Genomic DNA, 18,746 nt, shown 5'->3' on the forward strand with positions numbered 1-18,746 from the left:
CCCGCGGCCCCGGGCGGGGGGCGGCGCGCCCGGGGGGGGGGGGCCGCCCCCCCCCCCCACGGCCACGGGTCAGCGCCAGGGCGAAAGGTCGAGGCTGAGAAGGCGGCGCAAGGTGTCGTCCGAGATCTGCCCGACCACCGGCCGGTAGGCTCCGTCGCCGTCGAACAGCAGGAAATCCTCCACCGGGGCGTTCACGCCCCGTGCCGGCTGGTCCTCCGTGAGGATCAGCGCCCGGAGGAGCCGGTTGGCCAGCACCGCCGCCAGCCTGGAATCGACGTGGAAGCCGGCGGATCGCAGCGGCAGGGGCGGTTCGGCGCTGCGATGATCCTCCCGCAGCCGCATGCGCACGAAGCCGACCACGCCATCCTGGAACAGCAGGCGGTAGATGCCCTGGCGCAGACCATGCGCGTCGACGGCGGATTCATGCAGCACCTCGGCCTCGGTGTGGTCGAGGATGCGCTGCATCTCGTCATGGAGGAGGCCCGCCCCCTCGCTCATCTGGGCGAAGAGCGTGGCGCTGTAGCCGCAGACGAAGTGCTCCAGCGCCGACTGCACGCCACGGCGCGGCAGGGCGTAGAGCTTCGGCATCAGCAGCAGATCGGCAACGGTGGCCTTCTTGTGCATCACGGTCTCCCGGGAGGGCGGGTGGGGAGGGGTGGCCTTCAATGGAGGGCGGCAATGTCGACGATCTCGCTGCCCGGCAGGCCGGCGACGGCGCCGAGGAGGCGCACCTGACCGGTTTCCAGCGTGACAACCCCGAGCTGGCCGGCGGACAGCAGCCAGGCCCGGTTTCCGCCCTGGGCGTCCGCCAGGATGTCGAAGGCGACACCGGCCGGCAGCGATTCCATGGCGCCCCTGGCCTGCTGCACGCCCTCATTGGGGGGTGCCTGCAGGTTCAGTTGTCCGAGAGACGTGTCGATGGTGTACAGCGCCGTGGAGGACGGCTTGCCGATGCTGTTGGTGTATGCGCCGGCCACGATGCGCGGCACGGTGCCGCCCAGCGGACCCGGCTGGTATGTCAGCCCGCCATCCCGCGTCACGGCGCCGGTGTCGGGATGCACGCGGAAGTTGGCACCGTTCATGCCCATCAGCCGCAGACGGTCGGCCATGGGGTTGAAGTCCACCACGCTCCTTCCGCCCGGCGTGAAGGGCTCCGACAGCCGCGCGACCACCACGGCCTGCCCGCTCCGGTGATCGATCGTCACGATGCGGCCGGTGTCGGTGACGCCATAGATCCTGCCGTCCGCCGCGCGCTGGTCGATGCCGAGCAACCGGCCCTCGGCGCCGCGGATGGCGACAGGCCGGCCAGCTCCGAGGGTCTCGCTGTCGATCTCCACCAGGCGGCTGTCGTTCGTCAGCGCGAGCAGCGTGGCGGCCCCCGCGGGCGTGGCGGCGGCGGCGGCCGCGAGGCCGAAGCCCAGTGCCAGAGAGTACGAAACATGCATGGCCGATGATCCTTGCTGCACGGGCCGCCTTGCGGCGCCCTCATGAGCGGTACGGGCCGCGCCCGGCCCTGGATGCATCGGGACTGGAATTCCGGGAAAACGCGCGGGGGCCGCGCCTCAGCCCCCGCCGAGGGCCTCGCGGAAGGCGGCGAACTCCACCTCGCCGGCGAAGGCCTTCTGGGTTCCCTGCCGGGTGATCGAATCCGCCGCGTACAGGGCGCCCCAGCGCATCGCCGCGAGCGTGTCGCCGTGGCTCGCGTAATGCTGCGCGAAGGCCCCCAGGAAGGCATCGCCCGCGCCGCTGGTGTCCACCGGCCGCACCGGCACGGCCGGCACGTGGCGCGCCGGGCCCTCGGCCGTCACCAGCAGCGCGCCCTCCGCGCCCAGGGTCACGATCACCTGCCTCACCCCGCGCGCCACCAGCGTGCGGGCGGCGGCCTCGGCCTGCTCCCGCGTCTCCGCCGGCAGGCCGCTCAGGATGCCGAGTTCCGTCTGGTTCGGCGCCAGGAAGGTGGCGCCCAGGATGCGCGAGACATCCAGCTCCGGCACCGCCGGCGCCGGATTCAACAGCACCGGAATGCCGCGCGCGGCTGCCCAGTCGATGACGTGGTACACGGTCTCCAGCGGGATCTCGAGTTGCAGCAGGATCAGCCCGCAGGTGGCGAGGTCCGCGGCGGCCGCGTCCACATCGGCCGGCAGCAGGTGCTCGTTGGCGCCCTTGACGATCAGGATGCGGTTCTCGCCCGAGGGCTCGACGAAGATCGGCGCCACGCCGCTCTGCGCGCCCGGCACGGCGCGCACATGCGTCACGTCGACGCCGATGTCCCGGAGGTTGCGGATGGTGCCGCCGCCGAACAGGTCATCGCCGACACGGCTGACCAGCAGCACCTCGCCGCCGAGCCTGGCGGCGGCGACGGCCTGATTGGCGCCCTTGCCGCCATGCCCCATGCTGAAGGACGGCGCGGCGAGGGTCTCGCCCGCCGCCGGCATCCGGTCGATATAGGTGACGAGATCGACCATGTTGCTGCCGACCACACCGATGCGCGCGCTCATGACGGCCGCTCCGTTCTACGCCAGGGAGGAGATGGTCAGGGAGGAGATGGTCCGGTCCATCCGCGCGGCGGCGGCCCGGTCGAGGTAGCCGAGGCGCACGGCGAAGGCCGCGCGGCCTCCGGGCGGCAGCAGGCGCACATGGCCCTTGCGCCTCTCCGCCGCGTAACCCTCGGGCTGGCAGGTGGACGGCAGGGCGAAGGCGGCCACCTTCTGGTCCGGATCGTTCAGGATCCAGCGCACGCAATGCGGCAGCGCGTCGGGGCGGTAGGACAGCGCGAAGCCATCCCCTTCCGGCCGCCTCAGCATCAGATGCGTCTCGCCCCGCGCATCGGTGCCGAGGCCGCTCAGGTAGAAGACCTGCTCCGGGTCATAGAGCGCGGACTCGTCGAGCCTCGCCATGCGCGCGGGATCGCGGGCGAGGTCGTCGATCAGCGCCAGGTAGTCCGCATTGGGCGTGACATGGGCGGGCACGGCGCGGCGCACCGTCACGCGTTCCGGGGTATAGGGCGCCGCCTGGATCAGCTCCGCCCCCGGCACGAAGGCGAAGTTGACGTGGCACATGTACATCAGTTCCATCGGCTTGCCGGAGCGGTTCTCGACACCGAGGCCGATGTCGAACAGCGTGGCGCCGGGGCGCAGCGTGAGGCAGGGATGCGCGAGGTAATGCGGCCCGAAGCCCACGACATGATCCCGCTCGGACACGGCGCGGAGGAACGGCCCCTCGGCGTCCTCGCCCCATTCCAGCCAGGCGGACCGCATCTCGGCGCAGGGGAACTCGCCATGCGCGGCGTGGTCGTCCTCCGCCGCCGGCACGCCGTTGCGCAGCAATCCGCTGTGGAAGGCGAAGCAGCCATAGGTGCCGCCGATGCCGGCGGCGGGGCGCGGCATGTCGAAGCCGCTGGTCATGGCGAGATCCACGCCGTCGAAGCAGGCCGACCAGATCATGCCGCCCATCCAGGGCAGGACCTCGACCATCCCCCGCGCATTGGCGAGGCGGAGCGCGCCGATGCCGGTGGGGTAGCGGTGCAGCGTGGCGCGCATCTCGCCGGCGCGGAACACCTCGCGCGGGGCCTCGCCGCAGAGGCCGGGATGCAGGGGAATGGTGGCGATCATGCTCCGCGGCCCCGCGCGCGCCAGGCGGCCAGCGCGATGGAGAGCAGCAGGAAGCCACCCCAGATGAGATCGACGAGGAAATTGCTGAAACGCATGATCTGCAACCCCGAGGACAGGAGCATCAGCGCCACCAGCGCCAGGGCGATGCCGGGCACCGAGCCCTTTCCGCCCGCCGGATTGGTGCCCGCCAGCACCGCGATCAGCACCGCCTGGAGCAGGTAGGAGACGCCGTAATCCGACTTCGCCGCGTTGGTGCGGCCGGAGAGCAGGATGCCGGCGATGGCCGCCAGCCCGCCTGTCAGCACATAGGAGAGGAACACCGTGCGCGCGGTGCGCAGTCCGGCGAAGACGGCAGCCCGGGGATTGGTGCCGATCAGCGTCAGGTCGATGCCGAAGACGGTGCGCGAGAGCAGGAACCAGACCAGCCCCGCCACGATGAGGAACACCACCAGCGGCGCGGCCACGCCGAGAACCGTGCCGTTTCCGAACTGGCCCCAGAGCGCGGGGAAGCCCACCACGGCCGGCCCGCCGGTGAGAACCAGGCAGATGCCGGTGAAGATCTGCCCGGTGCCGATGGTGGCGAGGATCGGCGTGACGCGCAGCCTGGCGATGAGGAAGCCGTTGACGGCCCCCGCCAGCAGCCCCGTGCCGAGCGCGATGCCCACCCCGGCGAGCACCAGCGGCAGGGACAGGTTGGCGAGTTCCGGCCCGCGCGGCGCACCGACGCTGTGGAAGAACAGGCCGGCCAGGATGCACGACAGGTTGGCGATGCCGATGACCGAAAGGTCGATGCCGCCGGTCAGCATCGCCACCATCATGGCGATGGCGAGCAGCCCGAGCTCGGGCGCGATGAAGGTGATGGATTCGAAGACATAGGGCCGCAGGAACCGCTCGGGGTTCAGCGCCGCCATGCCGGCGAAGATCAGCACCGTCAGCAGGAGGAGCTGGAGGAGGTCGGTATCGGCCCGGCGCAGGCGCTGCATGAAGGCGGACATGCTGTCTCTCCTCAGGCGAGGCGCTGGCGATCGCGCCAGGCGGTGATCGCGGTGGCCGCGATGACGATGAGCCCCACCACCACGCGCTGCCACGTCGTGTCGATGCCCAGGATGATCAGGCTGTTGGTGATCACGACCAGCGTCAGCACGCCGAGCATAGTGCCGATGACCGTGCCGCGGCCGCCGAAGATGGAGGCGCCGCCAAGCACCACGGCCGCGATGACGTCCAGCTCCAGCCCCACCATGTCGCGCGGGTTGGCGGTCCAGATCATCGCGCCGTGCAGCAGCCCGGCGAAGCCCGCCAGGACGCCGGCGAGGCCGTAGATCAGGAAGGTGATGCGTCGCGTGTTGAAGCCGACGCGCCGCGCCGCCTCCATGCCGCCACCCATGGCGTAGATGCCGCGCCCGAGCATGGTGTGGCGCAGCATGAGATGCACGGCGAGCGCGATCGCCGCATAGACCAGCACCATCGAGGACAGGCCCGCCATGCTGCCATCGCCCTGCGTCACCTGCAGAAACTCGCCCCGGGCGAAGTCGATCAGCCGGGGTGGCATCTGGCCGATGTTGATCTGGCTGGTGCCGACCACGCCGAGGATGAAGCCGCGCACCGCCGTGCCGGTGCCGAGCGTCACGATCAGCGGGATCATCCGCAGGTAATGGACGAAGGCCGCGTTCACCAGCCCGAGGCCGAGGCCGATGCCGCTCGCCATCAGGAAGGGCAGGACGACGCCGTCGAATCCCCAGGCGATCATCGCCTTCACGGTGAGATACATGGCGGCGATGGCGAAGGCCGGGAAGGAGACGTCGATACCGCCCGAGAGCATGACCAGCAGCACGGCCAGCGCCAGGATGCCGGTGACGACGCTGGCGCGCAGCAGGCTGAAGACGTTGGCGGGCTGCCAGAAGACCGGGTTGACCGTGCCGATGACGAGCACCGCGACCACCAGCACCGCCGCCACCATCAGCTCCGGATGGCGCCGCAGCGCCCGGGCCAGGCCACTCATTGCAGCGCCCCCAGGCGCTCGCCGAGCGCCGCCTCGCTGGTGGCGGCGGCCTCCACCTCGTCCACCAGCCGGCCCCGGTGCAGCACCAGGATGCGGTTGCAGTTGTCCACCAGTTCCGGCAGGTCGTCGGAGATCATCAGCACTCCCAGGCCGTGGCCGCGGGCCAGGTCACGGATCTTGCGGTGGATGCCGGCCTTGGAGCCGACATCGACACCCACGGTCGGTCCGTTCAGGATGAGGATGCGCGGATCGTTCAGCAGCCAGCGGCCGATGACGACGCGCTGCTGGTTGCCGCCGGAGAGCTGCGTCACCGGCCGGTTGCCTGTCGGGGTGGCGATGGCCATCGCGCGGATCATCCCCGCCGCCGCCTCCGCCGCGCGGCCGGCCCGCAGCACGCCGAAGCGGCTCAGCCGGCCATGCGAGGCGGCCAGCAGGTTGCGGTCTATGGTCGCGGCCAGGAACAGCCCCTCGGTCAGGCGGTCCTCCGGCACATAGGCGATGCCTGCGGCGATCGCCGCCTGCGCCGAGCCGAGCCTCGCCTCCCGCCCGTCGATGCGGATGCGGCCGCCGTGGCCGGGCTTCATGCCGAATAGGGCGAGCGCCAGCTCCGTGCGCCCCGATCCGAGCAGGCCGGAGATGCCGAGGATCTCCCCCGGCATCAGCCGGAAGGAGATGTCGTCGAGCTGGCCGGGGACGGAGAGGTTCTCCACCTCCAGCAGCGGCGTGGCCCCGGCTTCGCCCTCCCGGCGATAGCCCTCGGCGGCGATCTCCTGGCCGGTCATGGCGCGGGTGATACCCGCCTCGTCGAACGCCGCGATCGGGCCCGCCGCCACCACCTCGCCGTTGCGGATGACGGTCAGGCGCTCGCTGATCTCCAGCATCTCGCGCATCTTGTGGCTGACGAAGAGCACGGCGATGCCGCGGCTCTGGATGTCGCGCACCACGCGGAACAGCGCCGCCACCTCGCGCCCCGTCAGCGCCGTGGTGGGCTCGTCCATGATCAGCAGGCGCGGGTCGGACATCAGCGCGCGGGCGATGGCGACGAGCTGCTTGCCCGCCGTCGGCAGCGTCTCCACCGACGCGTCCAGATCGAGCGCGACGCCGAGCTTGCGCGTCGCCTCCTCGGCGATCCGCCGCACGCGGCGCCAGGAGACGATCCGGGTGCCGGATTGCAGTTCCAGGCTGAGGGCGAGATTCTCGGCCACCGTCAGGTTCGGGAAGAGCGAGAAGTCCTGGTAGATGACCTGCACGCCGCGGGCGATGGCGTCCCGCGGCGTCAGGCCCGCCACGGCCTGGCCATCGATCAGGATCTCGCCGCGGTCCGGCTGGTTCACGCCGCTGATGATCTTGATCAGCGTGGACTTCCCGGAACCGTTCTCTCCCGCCAGGCAATGAATCTCGCCGCGGCCGATGGCGAGCGAGACATCCTTCAGCGCGTGCACCGCCCCGAAGCTCTTGCCGAGATGGCGCAGTTCGATCAGCGGAGCGGTCATGGGACCTCTTTCCTCCAGCGGCCAGCCGGATCCGGGAGCGTCGTCTCCCGCCCGGCGTCGCGGCGCGCCTCTCGACCCCGAGACAGTCAGGAGCCGCGCCGGGATCGGACGTTATCGGCTCAGAAGTTGTACTGGGCCATGTTGTCCTTGGTCACGCCCACCCAGCCCTGGCCGGCGAAGACGTTCGGGCGGTCTTGGCTCACCGGCTTCAGGTCGCCGTAGCCGGCCAGGCCGAGATCGAGCCCTGGCCTGATCTCCTTCTTGGCCAGCGCCATCACCGCCATCACGTTCATGGCATAGCCGGCGACCGCCGGGTCCCAGAACTGGATGTAGTTGATGGCGCCATTCTTCAGGTACTCGCCGGCGACGGAGACGAGGCCGGTGCCGGAGAAGAAGAGCTTGCCCTGCAGGTTCCGCTCGGAGATCAGGCGGCCGGCGCCGGCCGAGGTCGGCATCGGCGCGCCGAGGATGCCCTTCAGGTCGGGGTAGGCGGTCAGCACTTCCTTGAGCTTGTTGTAGTCCGTCGTCGCGTCGTCATAGGTTTCGATGCGGCGCGTGGCCTCCTGCATCTTCGGGAAGTGCTGCTTCTGATAGGCCACCGCGCCGTCGATCCACTCCATCTGCGACTGCGAGGTGAGGCTGCCGACGGTGGCCACGTACTTGCCCTCGCCGCCCATCTGCTCGCCGAGCTTCTCCATCAGCTTGGCGCCGTAGGCGTGGTTGTCGAAGGCCTCGATGTCGTAATCGATGTTCCGCAGCCCAGCCGCCTCGTGCGAGATGACGACGATGCCCTGCCGCCGCGCCTTCTGCAGCACCGGCTCCACCGCCTCGACCGAGAAGGGCACGATGCAGATGGCGTCGACGCCCTGCGCGATCAGGCTCTCGACGAGCTGCACCTGGGCGGCGGCATCGGCCTGGCTCGGGCCCACCATCCAGGTGTCGTGGCCCTGGTCGGCGCCGAACTGCTTCACGCCCTCGCGCATGCGGTCGAACCAGGCGATGCCGTCGACCTTCACCACGGTCGCGATGACGCGCTTCCTGGCCGCCTTCGCGTTGATGTCGGCGGCCACCTTGCCGGCGTCCACCGCCTTGCCCTGGGCCCGGGCGGGCCGGACGAGGCCGCCGGCCATCAGGCCACCGGCGGCCAGCGCACCGAAGCTGCGACGAGTGATCATGGCTTGTTCCTTCCCTGTCTTCCGTTTCGAGCCCGGTCTCAGTAGCCGGCGGTGGCGGCCGGCGCCGCGCCGGAGACCAGCGCCACGCCCGAGCTGGCGCCGATGCGCGTGGCGCCGGCGGCGATCATGGCCTGCGCCTGGGCCAGCGTCCGCACCCCGCCCGAGGCCTTGACGCCGATCCGCGGCCCCACCTCGGCGCGCATCAGGGCGATATCGGCCTCCGTCGCCCCGCCGGTGGAGAAGCCGGTGGAAGTCTTCACGAAATCCGCCCCGGCCTCGACGGCGAGGCGACAGGCGATGCGCTTCTGCGCCTCGTCCAGCAGGCAGGTCTCGATGATGACCTTGAGCACCCGGCCCGGGCAGGCGGCGCGCACCGCGGCGATGTCCGCCCGCACCGCGTCCAGCCGCCCGTCGCGCAGCGCGCCGATGTTGATCACCATGTCGATCTCGTCCGCCCCGTCGCGCACGGCCCGCGCGGTCTCGAAGGCCTTGGCCTCCGGCGTGGTGGCGCCGAGGGGGAAGCCCACCACGGAGCAGGTCCGCACACCGCTGCCGCTCAGCAACCCGGCCACCTGCGCGACGTTCACCGGATTGACGCAGACCGAGCAGAAGCCGTGCGCGCGCGCCTCCTCGGCCCAGCGGCGCAGCTCGGCCTGGCCGGCCTCCGGCTTCAGCAGGGTGTGGTCGATCAGCTTCGCCAGCGCTGCGGCCGAGATCGGCCCGGATTGCGCCTGTACCATGTGCCGCCGTCCTCCGGAGGCGGCGATCGGCCGTCCCCGCATTTGTCAGTTTTATAACAATTGTTATAATCCTCACACCAGCTCCGCGCGACGTCAAGCGGCGCTGACAGGGAGGTGACATGGCGCTCGGCGAGGGACAGGGCCTGGCCGGCCGGCGGCGCGCCGAGCGCATGGCGCGGCTGGAGAGCCTGCTGCGGGAGAACGGCCCGGCCCGGCTGGAGGAAGCGGCGCGCCGGCTGGACGTGTCCTCGATGACGCTGCGGCGCGACCTGGCCCGGATGGCCGCGGCCGGCGAGCAGCGGGTGATCCTGCTCGGCGGGCATGTGCTCCCCTCCGGCACCACCCCCTCCCCCGCCCTCTCCCCGGGCGCCTATGCGCTGGAGCGCGAGCAGGACCAGCACGCCGCCGCCAAGCGCCAGGCCGCCGCCCATGCCGCCCGCCTGGTGCGGGAGGGGGATGCGCTGTTCGTCGATTGCGGCACCACCACGCCGCATCTGGTGGAGAGCCTGCCCCCCGGCCTGTCCCTCACCGTGGTGTGCTACGCGCTGAACATCGCCACCCTGCTGGCGCGGCGGCCGAACACACGGCTGATCCTGCTCGGCGGCCTCTATCATCCCGGCGCCACCACCTTCAGCTCGGACGAGGCGCTGGCGAGCCTGCGGCGGCTGCGTCTCAACACCGCCTTTCTCTCAGCCGCCGGCGTGGATGCCGCGCACGGCGCCACCTGCGTCAACTTCAATGAGGTCGCGGTGAAGCAGATGGCGCTGGCCAGCGCCGCCCTGGCGGTGCTGGTGGTGGATGGCAGCAAGCTGGGCCAGGTTCGCCCGGCCTATTTCGCGCCGCTCTCCGCCTTCCGGCATGTCGTCACCGACACGTCGGCGCCCGCCGCCGCGCGGGCGGCGCTGCGCCGCGCCGGCGGCAGCCTGGACCTCGCCCCCGCCGCGCCCTGATCCGCAGACCGGACCCCGCATCGAGGAGACACACCATGCAGGACATCGTCATCGGCGTTGATGTGGGCACGGGCAGCGCGCGCGCCGGGGCCTTCACGCCGGAGGGCGTCATGCTGGGCCAGGCCACGCATCCCATCCGCCTGTGGCGCCCCTCGCCCGAGATGGCCCAGCAATCCTCGGAGGACATCTGGTCCGCCGTCTGCGCCGCGGTGCGTGGCGCGCTGGCGGGGCTGGCGCGGGCTGGCGGGACGCCGCGCGTGCGGGGCCTGGGATTCGACGCCACCTGCTCCCTGGTGCTGCTCGATGCCGCGGGCGGCCCCGTTCCGGCCGGCGAGGATGGCGATGCGGCGCAGAACGTCGTGGTCTGGCTGGACCATCGCGCCGCCGCCGAGGCGGAGGAGATCAATGCCGGCGCGCATGACGTGCTGCGCTACGTCGGCGGGCGCATCTCGCTCGAGATGCAGGTGCCGAAGCTGCTCTGGCTGAAGCGCCACCTTCCCGACAGCTGGCGCCGGGCGGCGCATGTCCTCGACCTGCCGGACTACCTGACGCACCGTGCCACGGGGAGCCTCGCGCGCTCGCTCTGCTCCGCCGTGTGCAAATGGACCTATCTCGGCCATGAGGGGCGGTGGGACGCCGGCTTCTTCCGCGCCATCGGCCTCGATGACCTGGCGGAGGAGGGCTTCCGCCGGATCGGCACGGCGATCCTCCCGCCGGGCCAGCGCATCGGCACGCTCTGCGCCACCGCCGCCGCGGCCCTCGGCCTGCCCGAGGGCATCCCCGTCGGCGCCTCGGCGATCGACGCCCATGCCGGCGGCCTCGGTGTCCTCGGCGCCGCGCTGGACGGCGCCGCCCCTGGCGCGGCGGCGCTGAACCGGCGCGTGGCGCTGGTGGGCGGCACCTCCTCCTGCCACATGGCCATCTCGCCCGAGGCGCGCTTCGTTCCCGGCGTCTGGGGCCCCTATCACGCGGCGATGATGCCGGGCCTGTGGCTGAACGAGGGCGGCCAGTCGGCCACCGGCGCGCTGATCGACCATGTCATCACCACCCATGCCGCCTATCCCGCCATGGCCGATGCCGCCGGCCGGGCGGGGGAGACCATCTACCAGGCGCTCAACCGCGAGCTGGCCCGGATGGCCGCCGGCCTGCCCTTCCCCGCCCTGCTGACCGAGGGGCTGCACGTGATGCCGGACTTCCACGGCAACCGCTCGCCCCGCGCCGACGCCTCGTTGCGGGGCATGGTCTCGGGCCTGCGCCTGGCGGCGGGGGCGGAGGATCTGGCGCTGCTCTATCTCGCCACGGTGCAGGCCGTGGCCTATGGCACGCGCCACATCATCGAGGCGATGAACGGGCGGGGCTACGCCATCGACACCGTCATGGCCTGCGGCGGCGGCACCCGCAACCCGGTCTTCCTGCGCGAGCATGCCGATGCCACGGCCTGCCGTGTCGTGCTGCCGCGGGAGCCGGAGGCCATCCTGCTCGGCGCCGCGATGCTGGGCGCGACGGCGGGCGGGGTGCATCCCGGCCTGCCGGAAGCCATGGCGGCGATGAGCGGGGCGGGCACCATCCTGGCACCGGGCGAGGCCGCGATCCGGCGCTATCACGACGCCAAGTACGCGGTCTTCCGGCGGATGTATGAGGACCAGATGGCGTATCGCGCGCTGATGCGGGAGGCGGCGATCGATGGCGGCCCGCCTGGGGCCGGGCGGGCATGACCAGCCCCCGGCGGGCTTGCCGCTCCGGCCTCGCGGCCAGTCATGTGGAAAGGCCGGGGCCGGCCACGGGCCCTGAGGGGGCGCTCCGGGTCCCGCCCGGCGCGCGCGTTCAACGACCCCGGCGATCCGGCGGTCGTGGCGACACGGCAGGATGTGGCAGTCTGCCGGGATGATCGACACCGCCCTGTCCCGCACCATCCGCATTCGCGTCTATCAGGACAGTGTCCGCGACCTCGGCCGAACCTTCCGTCTGTCGACCGATGCCGACCCGCGCGGCGCACTCCGGCAGGCCGTGCTGGCGGCCGTCCCCAGGAACGAGGGCTGGACCTCGCAGCTCTTCACCTTGGAGCGGACAAATCCGGGCGAGCGTGTCGCCGCTCTGCTGGCGTCCGCCGGGACAGCGCGGGCGCCACGGCGTAGGGCGGGATGGTACTTCGAGACGCTGCGCCAGCTTGGCGCAAAGGCCGACGTCTGGCTCACCACCTACCACCATCCTCTGGCCAGGGTGCGGCCGCCGTGGTCGAGTGGTTCAAGGGCAGCGGGTTGCGCCCCTTCCTCCCGCCGCTGGACGAGACGGAGCGCGCGGCGTTCCTGCGCCGCTACGAGGCGGAGGTGGCGCGGGCCTATTCGGCGCTGGCGGATGGCACCGTGCTGCTGCCCTTCCCGAGATTGTTCTTTGTCGCGACCGCCGGGTGATAAGGACCATGGCGCGCCGGGCCTGTCGCATTCTCCGCCGGCTTTCCAGAAATTGGTATGGTGTTCCTCCGGGCTCAGGCTAGGCTGGCGATCCTGTGTGACGGAGCCGGCCTCGGATGCCCAGCCTCGACAACCGCTTCCTCCTCGCCGCCGTGGTGGACCGGATCATCTATGGCCAGGAAGACACCTTCCGGCGGGAGGATGCCTGCGAGCTGCTGCGGCAAATGCCGGCGCCGCATCCCCTCCGGCTGCTTCGCCTGCCGATCGAGTTCAAGGCCCAGGGCAGCATGCCGGGCCGCCGGATGAGCGGCAACGCCGCGGGCCTGGGAGACGTCTCGGTGGACGGCGACCGACGCAGTTTCGCCTATGACAGCCAGGCCGGCCGCACCGTTCGGGTCGGCCAGTGGAAGCTGCAGCACACGGCCGGCTTCCGGGAGGCGCTGCGCGGCCAGGCGCTGATAGAGATCGTGCAGATGGTGGGCGAGGCCGGCCGGGAGGGACGCTCCGCCGTGCTGGCCTATCAGCGCGGCGAGCCCGTCGAGCTGCGCGGCTTCGTGCAGAAGGAGCGCTTCATCGGCCGCCACGCGATCATCGTCTCCAGGTCGGTGCCCTGGAAGAAACCCGTGCAGGGACAGGCCGTCGAGACCGCCTACAAGATCGAGACCCCGCAGGGCAAGGACGGCGGGGTGTTCCGGTCCGCCGCCTGAGGGCGGCGACTCGACAACCCCCGCCGCATCGCCCGATGCACGCATTCCTGTGGTTCATGTCGCTCGTGCTTCTCTCCGTGCCTGTGGCCATGTTCGTGGTCCTGGGCATCCTCATCGCGGACATCGCGGGACGGCCCGTGGAGCGGATGGAGGGAATCGTCGCGAGCCGGAAGTGGCACGCCGCCTCCGTCTCGCTGACGACCATCGCCGTGGTGACGCCAGGCGGCCAGGTCGGGACCGGCGTGATACCGACCGCCGATCCCGAGAAGTACGAGGTCTGTCTGCAACTGGAGGATCAGCGGCGTTGCGCCGCCGTTCGGCCAGCGCACTTCGAGATGTTGCCGCCGGGAACCCGGATTGCCGCTCTGGCCCGGCGTGGACGCCTCACGGGGCGGATCCGGATCGTCCGCGTCCTGGATCGAGGAGAGGAGGCCGCGCCGCCTTAAGCGATGCGGCGGCGGGAGATCCCGCGCGGGCACCGTCGCGGAAGGATGGCCCTCCCGGAAGCCTGAGCGGTATCAGGCGGAGCGCTGATGGGTGGCGCCCGACGATCCGGCGGGCTTCGGCGCCGGTGCGGCCATGCCGAAACGCGCTTCCTCGGCCTTGAAGAAGAACTGGCTGGCCACGAGCCAACCCTTCAGGGGCCGCAGCGGCGGGATGCAGGTCAGCAGCATGAAGGGCAGCGTGATGACGAGATGCGCCCAGTTGGGGGGCGCGAACTTCGCCTCGAGCCAGAGCGCCAGGATGACCGTGGGAATGCAGGCGAAGCAGATGACGAAGAAGGCCGGGCCGTCAGCGGGGTCGGCATAGGAGTAATCCAGGCCGCAGACCTCGCAGCGGGAGCGCAGCTTCAGGAAACCGTCGAACATGTGGCTCTGGCCGCAGCGCGGACAACGGCCGCGAATCCCGGTGCGGAGAGGGGGAAGAAGCGGCCAGTCCTGGTCGGATGACATCGCGTGTTCCTCTGAAAGGCAGTGTCTCGGATTGACTGTATTCAATTCTGCAGCTTATGCTCCACATCAACATACAAAATCAAGATAAATGTAGGCATACTTCTCATACAATCATGGAGGACATGGCGGGTGCCTCGGACAGCAGATCCGCCATCTGCTGCAGCGCCCTGCGGAGGCTCCGCGGGTCCTCGGCGGCGCCCAGTCCGATCCGGACCGCCTCAGGCGGCGTCGAGACGGCAAAGCTGTCGCTGGCGACGATGCCGATGCCGAGGTCCGGGGAGCGCAGGCGCGCGACGAACTCGCCGCGGGTCCAGGCCTCCGGCATCCGGAGCCAGAGGTGGAAGGCCGCGGGATCGGCCGCCACCTGCCCTGGCGGCAAGGTCTCCCTGGCGATGGCGTGCCGCGCCGCCGTTTCCCGGCGGATGGCCTCGACGATCCCTGCGGCTGTCCCGTCGCCGATCCAGCGCGTCGCCAGCGCGGTGGTCAGCGGCGAGGCCATGCCCGTCGTGGCCCTGATGGCCGAGGCGAGCCGGGAGATCTGACGGGGCTCGGGCACGGTGAGGTAGGCGATGCGGAGCGCCGGCGAGACGGACTTGGCCAGACCGGAAACGTGGAAGACGGCGTCCGGCGCCAGGGCCGCCAGCGGCGGTGGCGCTTGGGGCGCCAAGGCGCCGTAAGCATCGTCCTCGATGATGGGCACGCCATGCCGGCGGGCGATGGCCACCAGCGACCGGCGCCGCTCCAGCGGCATCGTTGCCGTGGTCGGGTTGTGCAAGGTCGGGGTGCAGTACAGCGCCCTGGGGCGGTGGCTCCGGCAGGCCTGCTCGAAGGCATCGGGCAACAGGCCGTCGCCATCCATGGCGACCGGTGCCAGCCTCAGACGCAGGCGGGCCGCCAAACTGCGGAAGCCGGGATAGGTCAGCGCCTCGCAGCACACCACGTCACCCGGTTCGCACAGGACGCTCAGCAGGGAAAGCAGGGCGCCCTGGGCGCCCGCGCAGACCAGCAGCTGCTCGGGCCCCACATCGACGCGCCCTTTCAGCCAGGCGGCGCCGGCCTGCCGATCCCCGGGGCCGCCGCCCACCTGCTGGTAACGGAGCAGAAGGTCGAGATCCAACTCCGCCGCGAAGGCGCCGATCTCCTGCCGCAGCTTGTCCCGCAGATCCAGGCCCGCCGGCAGTGGCGGCGCATTCATGCGGAGATCCGTGGACCGGGCCGCCTGCCGCGGCTCCGATGCCACCGGAGCCGGGGCGTGGCCTGTGCGCACGAAGGTGCCCTGGCCCACGCGCCCTTCCACCAGGCCGCGGCGGGCCGCTTCGGCATAGGCGCGGGTGACGGTGGTGAAGTCGACGCCGAGCGTCTCCGCCAGCGCGCGCTGCGGCGGCAGGCGGGTGCCATTCGCCACGCGGCCCGCCCGGATGTCCCGCTCCAGCGCATCCGCGATGGCCCGGTACAGCGGCCCCGTCGAGCGATCGAGGCTCGGCACCCAAACCAGATCTCCAGCGGAGCGCGACACGGCCAACCTCATTCAACATACAATCCGCACTGTAGCGCCTTATTGTATGCATTCAAAGAGGGTGCGCGCTCCGCCCTGGCGCAGGGAGCACCCACCGCCAGGACGTGGAAGACGCCGCTGACCCGTGGGACGCTCTCCTACGGCGCGCCGGTCTCGAAAGCCGCCTGCACCTCGGCGAGATCGCCGAAGATCGCCCGCACGTGCTGGCCGGCCTGGACCGGGAACATGCCGGTGGCGGAGCCCGTGCTGATCGTCTCGCCAGCCCGCAGGCCATCCCCCTCCCGCCGCCGCGCCTCGGCCAGCCAGAGCACCGGGCCGAGGGGGTTCCCCATCACATCCGCGCCCCTTCCCTGCCGCCGCCGTACCCCATCGACCTCCAGCACCACAGGGATCTCCTCCAGGCCTTCGTGCCATCCTTCGATCAGCCCTCCGAAGACGTAGCGGCCGGAGGCGCTGCCATCGGCCAGCACGGCGGGAAGGGGCGGCAGCGCCTCCATCGGGAAGCGGCATTCCGCCACCTCGATGCCCGCATGGACGGTCCTCACCGCGCCGAGGATCTCTTCCATGCGCCAGGGCGTGTCGCGGGCAGGCAGATCCTGGCCCAGCGTGACGAAGAACTCGCATTCCACCAGCGGGTCCAGCAGCGTTCCGTGCCGGAAGCGGGCCGGCGATGTCGTGGCATGGCGCCGATAGGTCCGGCCATAGATCGGCCTGGTGCGGCGCAGCTTCTCCTGCATCGCCGGTGTCGTCGCCGCGATCTTCCATCCGAGCGCGTCCCAGCCGAGAAGCTCGGCCACCATCCCGTTGACCTGGTAGGCTTCCTGCTCCGTCTCGGGCACGAGATGGGGCGGGAGATCCTGGATCTGCTTCCCGTCACGACGCGCGGCGCAGAGCAGCTCCGCCAGTTGCAGCCGCCGGTCAGTCTGCATGGTCGCTCTTTTTCTCCCCGTGTGAAGCACCTGCCAGCATGGCGGGCGTCAGCGCAGAGATGAAGTCGGCGCAGCCCGCGGACGACCGGGAACGGGAAGATGGCCAGCGTCCCTTCCTTCGCCGCGATGCTCGGCTTGTGCTGAACATCGGACAACCCGGCAGAAAACGTTCCGGGAAGTGACGCGCGCCGAGATCCCCGCATCGGCCAACACGGTGCCCACGGCAGCCTCCGCCGAAGCCGCTTCAGGCGATTTCTCGATCTGTCCCTGCCCATGGCTTGAAGATCGCATTCAACCATCCAAATACCATCCACATGGATGGCATAAGGATGGAGAAGGGATGGCCGGCAACGTTCAACCGCTAAGGCCCAAGCTCAGCGGCGACACCGAGAAGATCACCGTCAATCTCGGTTACGTCGATCTCGGCCACATCGACCTGCTGGTGCAGGATGGCTTCTACTCCAACCGGACCGACTTCATCCGCACCGCGATCCGCAACCAGATCGAGCGGCACAGTGAGGCGACCAGGCAGTCTGTTGCGCGGAAAAGCCTGGATCTCGGGCTGCGGCACTTCAGCCGTGAGGATCTCGAAGCCATCCGCGAGGCAGGGCAGCGGCTCGACATCCGTGTGCTGGGGCTTGCCAGCATCGCGGCCGATGTCACGCCGGAGCTGGCCCGTGCGACGATCGCCTCGATCTCCGTCCTCGGCGCGCTGCAGGCCAGTGACGCCGTGAAGAAGGCGCTCGCCGACCGTATCCGCTGATCGGCCGGCGCAGCGCCCCACCCCGGCCGATCGATGGCCGCCTGCGCCGCGATGACCAGCTCTCCTCGTCCGCGGTGCTCCACCGCGGAGGGCGGAGCAAGCGTCCCTTCCTGCGCGAAGGCCCCTTCTCGCACATTGAAAGTTCCCGACATGAATGTCCCGCTCTCGAATTCCATGCGGGAGGCGACCCGCCTCACCCGCGAGGGTCGCCTCACCGAGGCTTCAGCGCTGCTGCAGCGCCTGCTGCGTGGCGAATCCGAGGCTGCCGCATCGGCGCCGGATACCGCCGGCCTGTCGGCCGTCGGTCATCCCCGCATCCTGGATATGAACCCCGAGACCGGTGAACTCCTGGAGCCGGCGCCCGCCAGGGAGAAGGCATTCGCCGCCGGCTGGCGGACAGCCGCGGGCAGGACGCCGCCGGCCATGCCAGAGGCGCTGCGCGGATTGCTCGACCAGGCCTTCCCCAAAGGCGTGCCGCAGGGGGGACAGGGACCGATGGCAGGCCAGGCATCACAGATGGCCGAACCGGTCCCTGAAGGCGCGGAGTTCGTCGCCGGCTTCGTGACGGATCATGGCAGGCGCCTCGACTACAAGCTCTATGTCCCGAGCACCTATCAGGGTCGGGCGGTGCCGTTGGTGGTCATGCTCCATGGCTGCACACAGTCACCCGACGACTTCGCCGCCGGCACGCGAATGAACGCGCTCGCGGAAGAGCATGCCTGTCTCATTGCCTATCCGGGCCAAAGCCAGTCCGCCAATGCCCAGAAATGCTGGAACTGGTTCAAGCCCGGCGATCAGCAGCGGGAGCAGGGTGAGCCGGCCCTCATCGCCGGCATCACGCGCCAGATCATGCGCAGCCATGCGGTCGATCCGCGTCGTGTCTATATCGCCGGGCTGTCGGCCGGCGGCGCCGCCGCCGCCATCATGGCGCAAGCCTATCCCGATCTCTACGCTGCCGTGGGCGTGCATTCCGGCCTGGCCTGCGGGGCGGCCCGCGACATCCCCTCGGCCTTCGCCGCGATGCGCCAGGGTGCCGCGGTTCCGCCGCAGCCTGGTCACCCCGGCCCGGCTGCGCCGCGCCCCCGCATTGTCCCGACCATCGTCTTTCACGCCGATCAGGACAGAACAGTGCACCCCCGCAACGGCGACCAGGTCATTGCTCAGTCCAGCGCGTCGGGCGTCCTGCGGGTCAAGGCGGTGCAGAACGGGCAGGTGCCGGGCGGACATGCCTATCGTCGCACCATCTACGCCGATACGGCGGGAAAGCCGCTGCTGGAGCAGTGGCTGGTTCACGGCGGCGGCCACGCGTGGTCCGGCGGCAGCCCCGCAGGAACCTATACCGACGCCCGTGGCCCCGACGCCTCGCGCGAGATGCTGCGTTTCTTCCTGGAACACCCCAAAGACAGTAGCGCCGGGTGAGCGCTCCTCGGCCATTCACGGGAGCCGGTTCTGTTGCATCTTTTGTGGTCTGGCGCGATCGGGGCCAAGCTGGGGTATGT

19 protein-coding genes are annotated in these 18,746 nt (G+C 70.7%); 7 read left to right on the plus strand and 12 right to left on the minus strand.

Going from position 1 to position 18,746, the window contains the following annotated elements:
• Window positions 1-69 precede the first annotated feature (69 nt).
• The 9 genes from ACVMLK_RS14590 to deoC form a co-directional block, all read right to left on the minus strand.
• Window positions 70-624, minus strand: coding sequence for a hypothetical protein (locus ACVMLK_RS14590; RefSeq protein WP_198365808.1), 555 nt, complete (start codon window positions 622-624; stop codon window positions 70-72).
• Window positions 625-662: 38 nt separating this feature from the next.
• A complete protein-coding gene (locus ACVMLK_RS14595; RefSeq protein ID WP_422921805.1) occupies window positions 663-1,445 on the minus strand; it encodes a DUF4394 domain-containing protein in 783 nt (260 codons plus the stop codon).
• A gap of 117 nt (window positions 1,446-1,562) precedes the next feature.
• Window positions 1,563-2,498, minus strand: a complete 936-nt coding sequence (gene rbsK, locus ACVMLK_RS14600; protein ID WP_457486778.1) for a ribokinase — start codon at window positions 2,496-2,498, stop codon at window positions 1,563-1,565.
• Window positions 2,499-2,513: 15 nt separating this feature from the next.
• The gene (locus ACVMLK_RS14605) at window positions 2,514-3,611 is read right to left on the minus strand and encodes an aldose 1-epimerase family protein (RefSeq protein ID WP_457486779.1); all 1,098 of its coding nucleotides are present in this window, start codon (window positions 3,609-3,611) and stop codon (window positions 2,514-2,516) included.
• Complete coding sequence (locus ACVMLK_RS14610) at window positions 3,608-4,606, minus strand: ABC transporter permease (protein WP_457486780.1); 999 nt, start codon at window positions 4,604-4,606, stop codon at window positions 3,608-3,610. The genes ACVMLK_RS14605 and ACVMLK_RS14610 overlap by 4 nt, the downstream gene beginning before the upstream one ends.
• Window positions 4,607-4,617: 11 nt before the next feature.
• Entirely contained in the window at window positions 4,618-5,610 is a 993-nt protein-coding gene (locus ACVMLK_RS14615) for an ABC transporter permease (protein WP_457486781.1), read from the minus strand.
• Complete coding sequence (locus ACVMLK_RS14620; protein WP_457486782.1) at window positions 5,607-7,103, minus strand: sugar ABC transporter ATP-binding protein; 1,497 nt, start codon at window positions 7,101-7,103, stop codon at window positions 5,607-5,609. Before ACVMLK_RS14620 ends, ACVMLK_RS14615 begins: the two co-directional genes overlap by 4 nt.
• A 119-nt stretch (window positions 7,104-7,222) precedes the next feature.
• Window positions 7,223-8,278 (minus strand): substrate-binding domain-containing protein, encoded by a 1,056-nt coding sequence (locus tag ACVMLK_RS14625; protein ID WP_457486783.1) that lies wholly within the window; start codon window positions 8,276-8,278, stop codon window positions 7,223-7,225.
• A gap of 38 nt (window positions 8,279-8,316) precedes the next feature.
• Window positions 8,317-9,018: a deoxyribose-phosphate aldolase gene (gene deoC / locus ACVMLK_RS14630; RefSeq protein ID WP_457486784.1), complete on the minus strand. Its 702-nt coding sequence runs from the start codon at window positions 9,016-9,018 to the stop codon at window positions 8,317-8,319.
• 119 nt (window positions 9,019-9,137) lie between these two features.
• Between deoC and ACVMLK_RS14635 the strand changes: the two genes are divergently transcribed.
• The 5 genes from ACVMLK_RS14635 (at window position 9,138) to ACVMLK_RS14655 (ending at window position 13,532) form a co-directional block, all read left to right on the plus strand.
• Window positions 9,138-9,968, plus strand: a complete 831-nt coding sequence (locus tag ACVMLK_RS14635) for a DeoR/GlpR family DNA-binding transcription regulator (RefSeq protein ID WP_198365800.1) — start codon at window positions 9,138-9,140, stop codon at window positions 9,966-9,968.
• Window positions 9,969-10,003: 35 nt separating this feature from the next.
• The gene (locus ACVMLK_RS14640) at window positions 10,004-11,683 is read left to right on the plus strand and encodes an FGGY-family carbohydrate kinase (RefSeq protein WP_457486785.1); all 1,680 of its coding nucleotides are present in this window, start codon (window positions 10,004-10,006) and stop codon (window positions 11,681-11,683) included.
• Window positions 11,684-12,199: 516 nt separating this feature from the next.
• Window positions 12,200-12,379, plus strand: a complete 180-nt coding sequence (locus ACVMLK_RS14645) for a hypothetical protein (protein ID WP_457486786.1) — start codon at window positions 12,200-12,202, stop codon at window positions 12,377-12,379.
• 116 nt (window positions 12,380-12,495) lie between these two features.
• Complete coding sequence (locus tag ACVMLK_RS14650) at window positions 12,496-13,086, plus strand: hypothetical protein (RefSeq protein ID WP_457486787.1); 591 nt, start codon at window positions 12,496-12,498, stop codon at window positions 13,084-13,086.
• Between the two features lie 35 nt (window positions 13,087-13,121).
• Window positions 13,122-13,532 carry a hypothetical protein gene (locus ACVMLK_RS14655; protein ID WP_457486788.1) on the plus strand — a complete coding sequence of 137 codons (411 nt, stop codon included), beginning with the start codon at window positions 13,122-13,124 and terminating at the stop codon, window positions 13,530-13,532.
• A 72-nt stretch (window positions 13,533-13,604) separates the two neighbouring features.
• Here the strand turns inward: ACVMLK_RS14655 and ACVMLK_RS14660 are convergent, their stop codons facing one another.
• From ACVMLK_RS14660 to ACVMLK_RS14670, 3 genes are all read right to left on the minus strand, one after another.
• Complete coding sequence (locus tag ACVMLK_RS14660) at window positions 13,605-13,955, minus strand: DUF983 domain-containing protein (protein ID WP_232477013.1); 351 nt, start codon at window positions 13,953-13,955, stop codon at window positions 13,605-13,607.
• A gap of 187 nt (window positions 13,956-14,142) precedes the next feature.
• On the minus strand, window positions 14,143-15,555 hold the full coding sequence (locus ACVMLK_RS14665; protein ID WP_457486789.1) for an aminotransferase-like domain-containing protein: 1,413 nt from the start codon (window positions 15,553-15,555) through the stop codon (window positions 14,143-14,145).
• A 137-nt stretch (window positions 15,556-15,692) separates the two neighbouring features.
• Complete coding sequence (locus tag ACVMLK_RS14670; RefSeq protein WP_457486790.1) at window positions 15,693-16,484, minus strand: 2-keto-4-pentenoate hydratase; 792 nt, start codon at window positions 16,482-16,484, stop codon at window positions 15,693-15,695.
• A gap of 340 nt (window positions 16,485-16,824) precedes the next feature.
• Here ACVMLK_RS14670 and ACVMLK_RS14675 point away from each other — a divergent pair, with 340 nt between their 5' ends.
• Together ACVMLK_RS14675 and ACVMLK_RS14680 are read left to right on the plus strand one after the other, a co-directional pair.
• The gene (locus ACVMLK_RS14675) at window positions 16,825-17,247 is read left to right on the plus strand and encodes a CopG family transcriptional regulator (protein ID WP_457486791.1); all 423 of its coding nucleotides are present in this window, start codon (window positions 16,825-16,827) and stop codon (window positions 17,245-17,247) included.
• Between the two features lie 150 nt (window positions 17,248-17,397).
• Window positions 17,398-18,666: an extracellular catalytic domain type 1 short-chain-length polyhydroxyalkanoate depolymerase gene (locus tag ACVMLK_RS14680; protein WP_457486792.1), complete on the plus strand. Its 1,269-nt coding sequence runs from the start codon at window positions 17,398-17,400 to the stop codon at window positions 18,664-18,666.
• The last annotated feature ends 80 nt before the right edge of the window (window positions 18,667-18,746 follow it).

Source organism: Teichococcus aerofrigidensis, assembly GCF_054073225.1.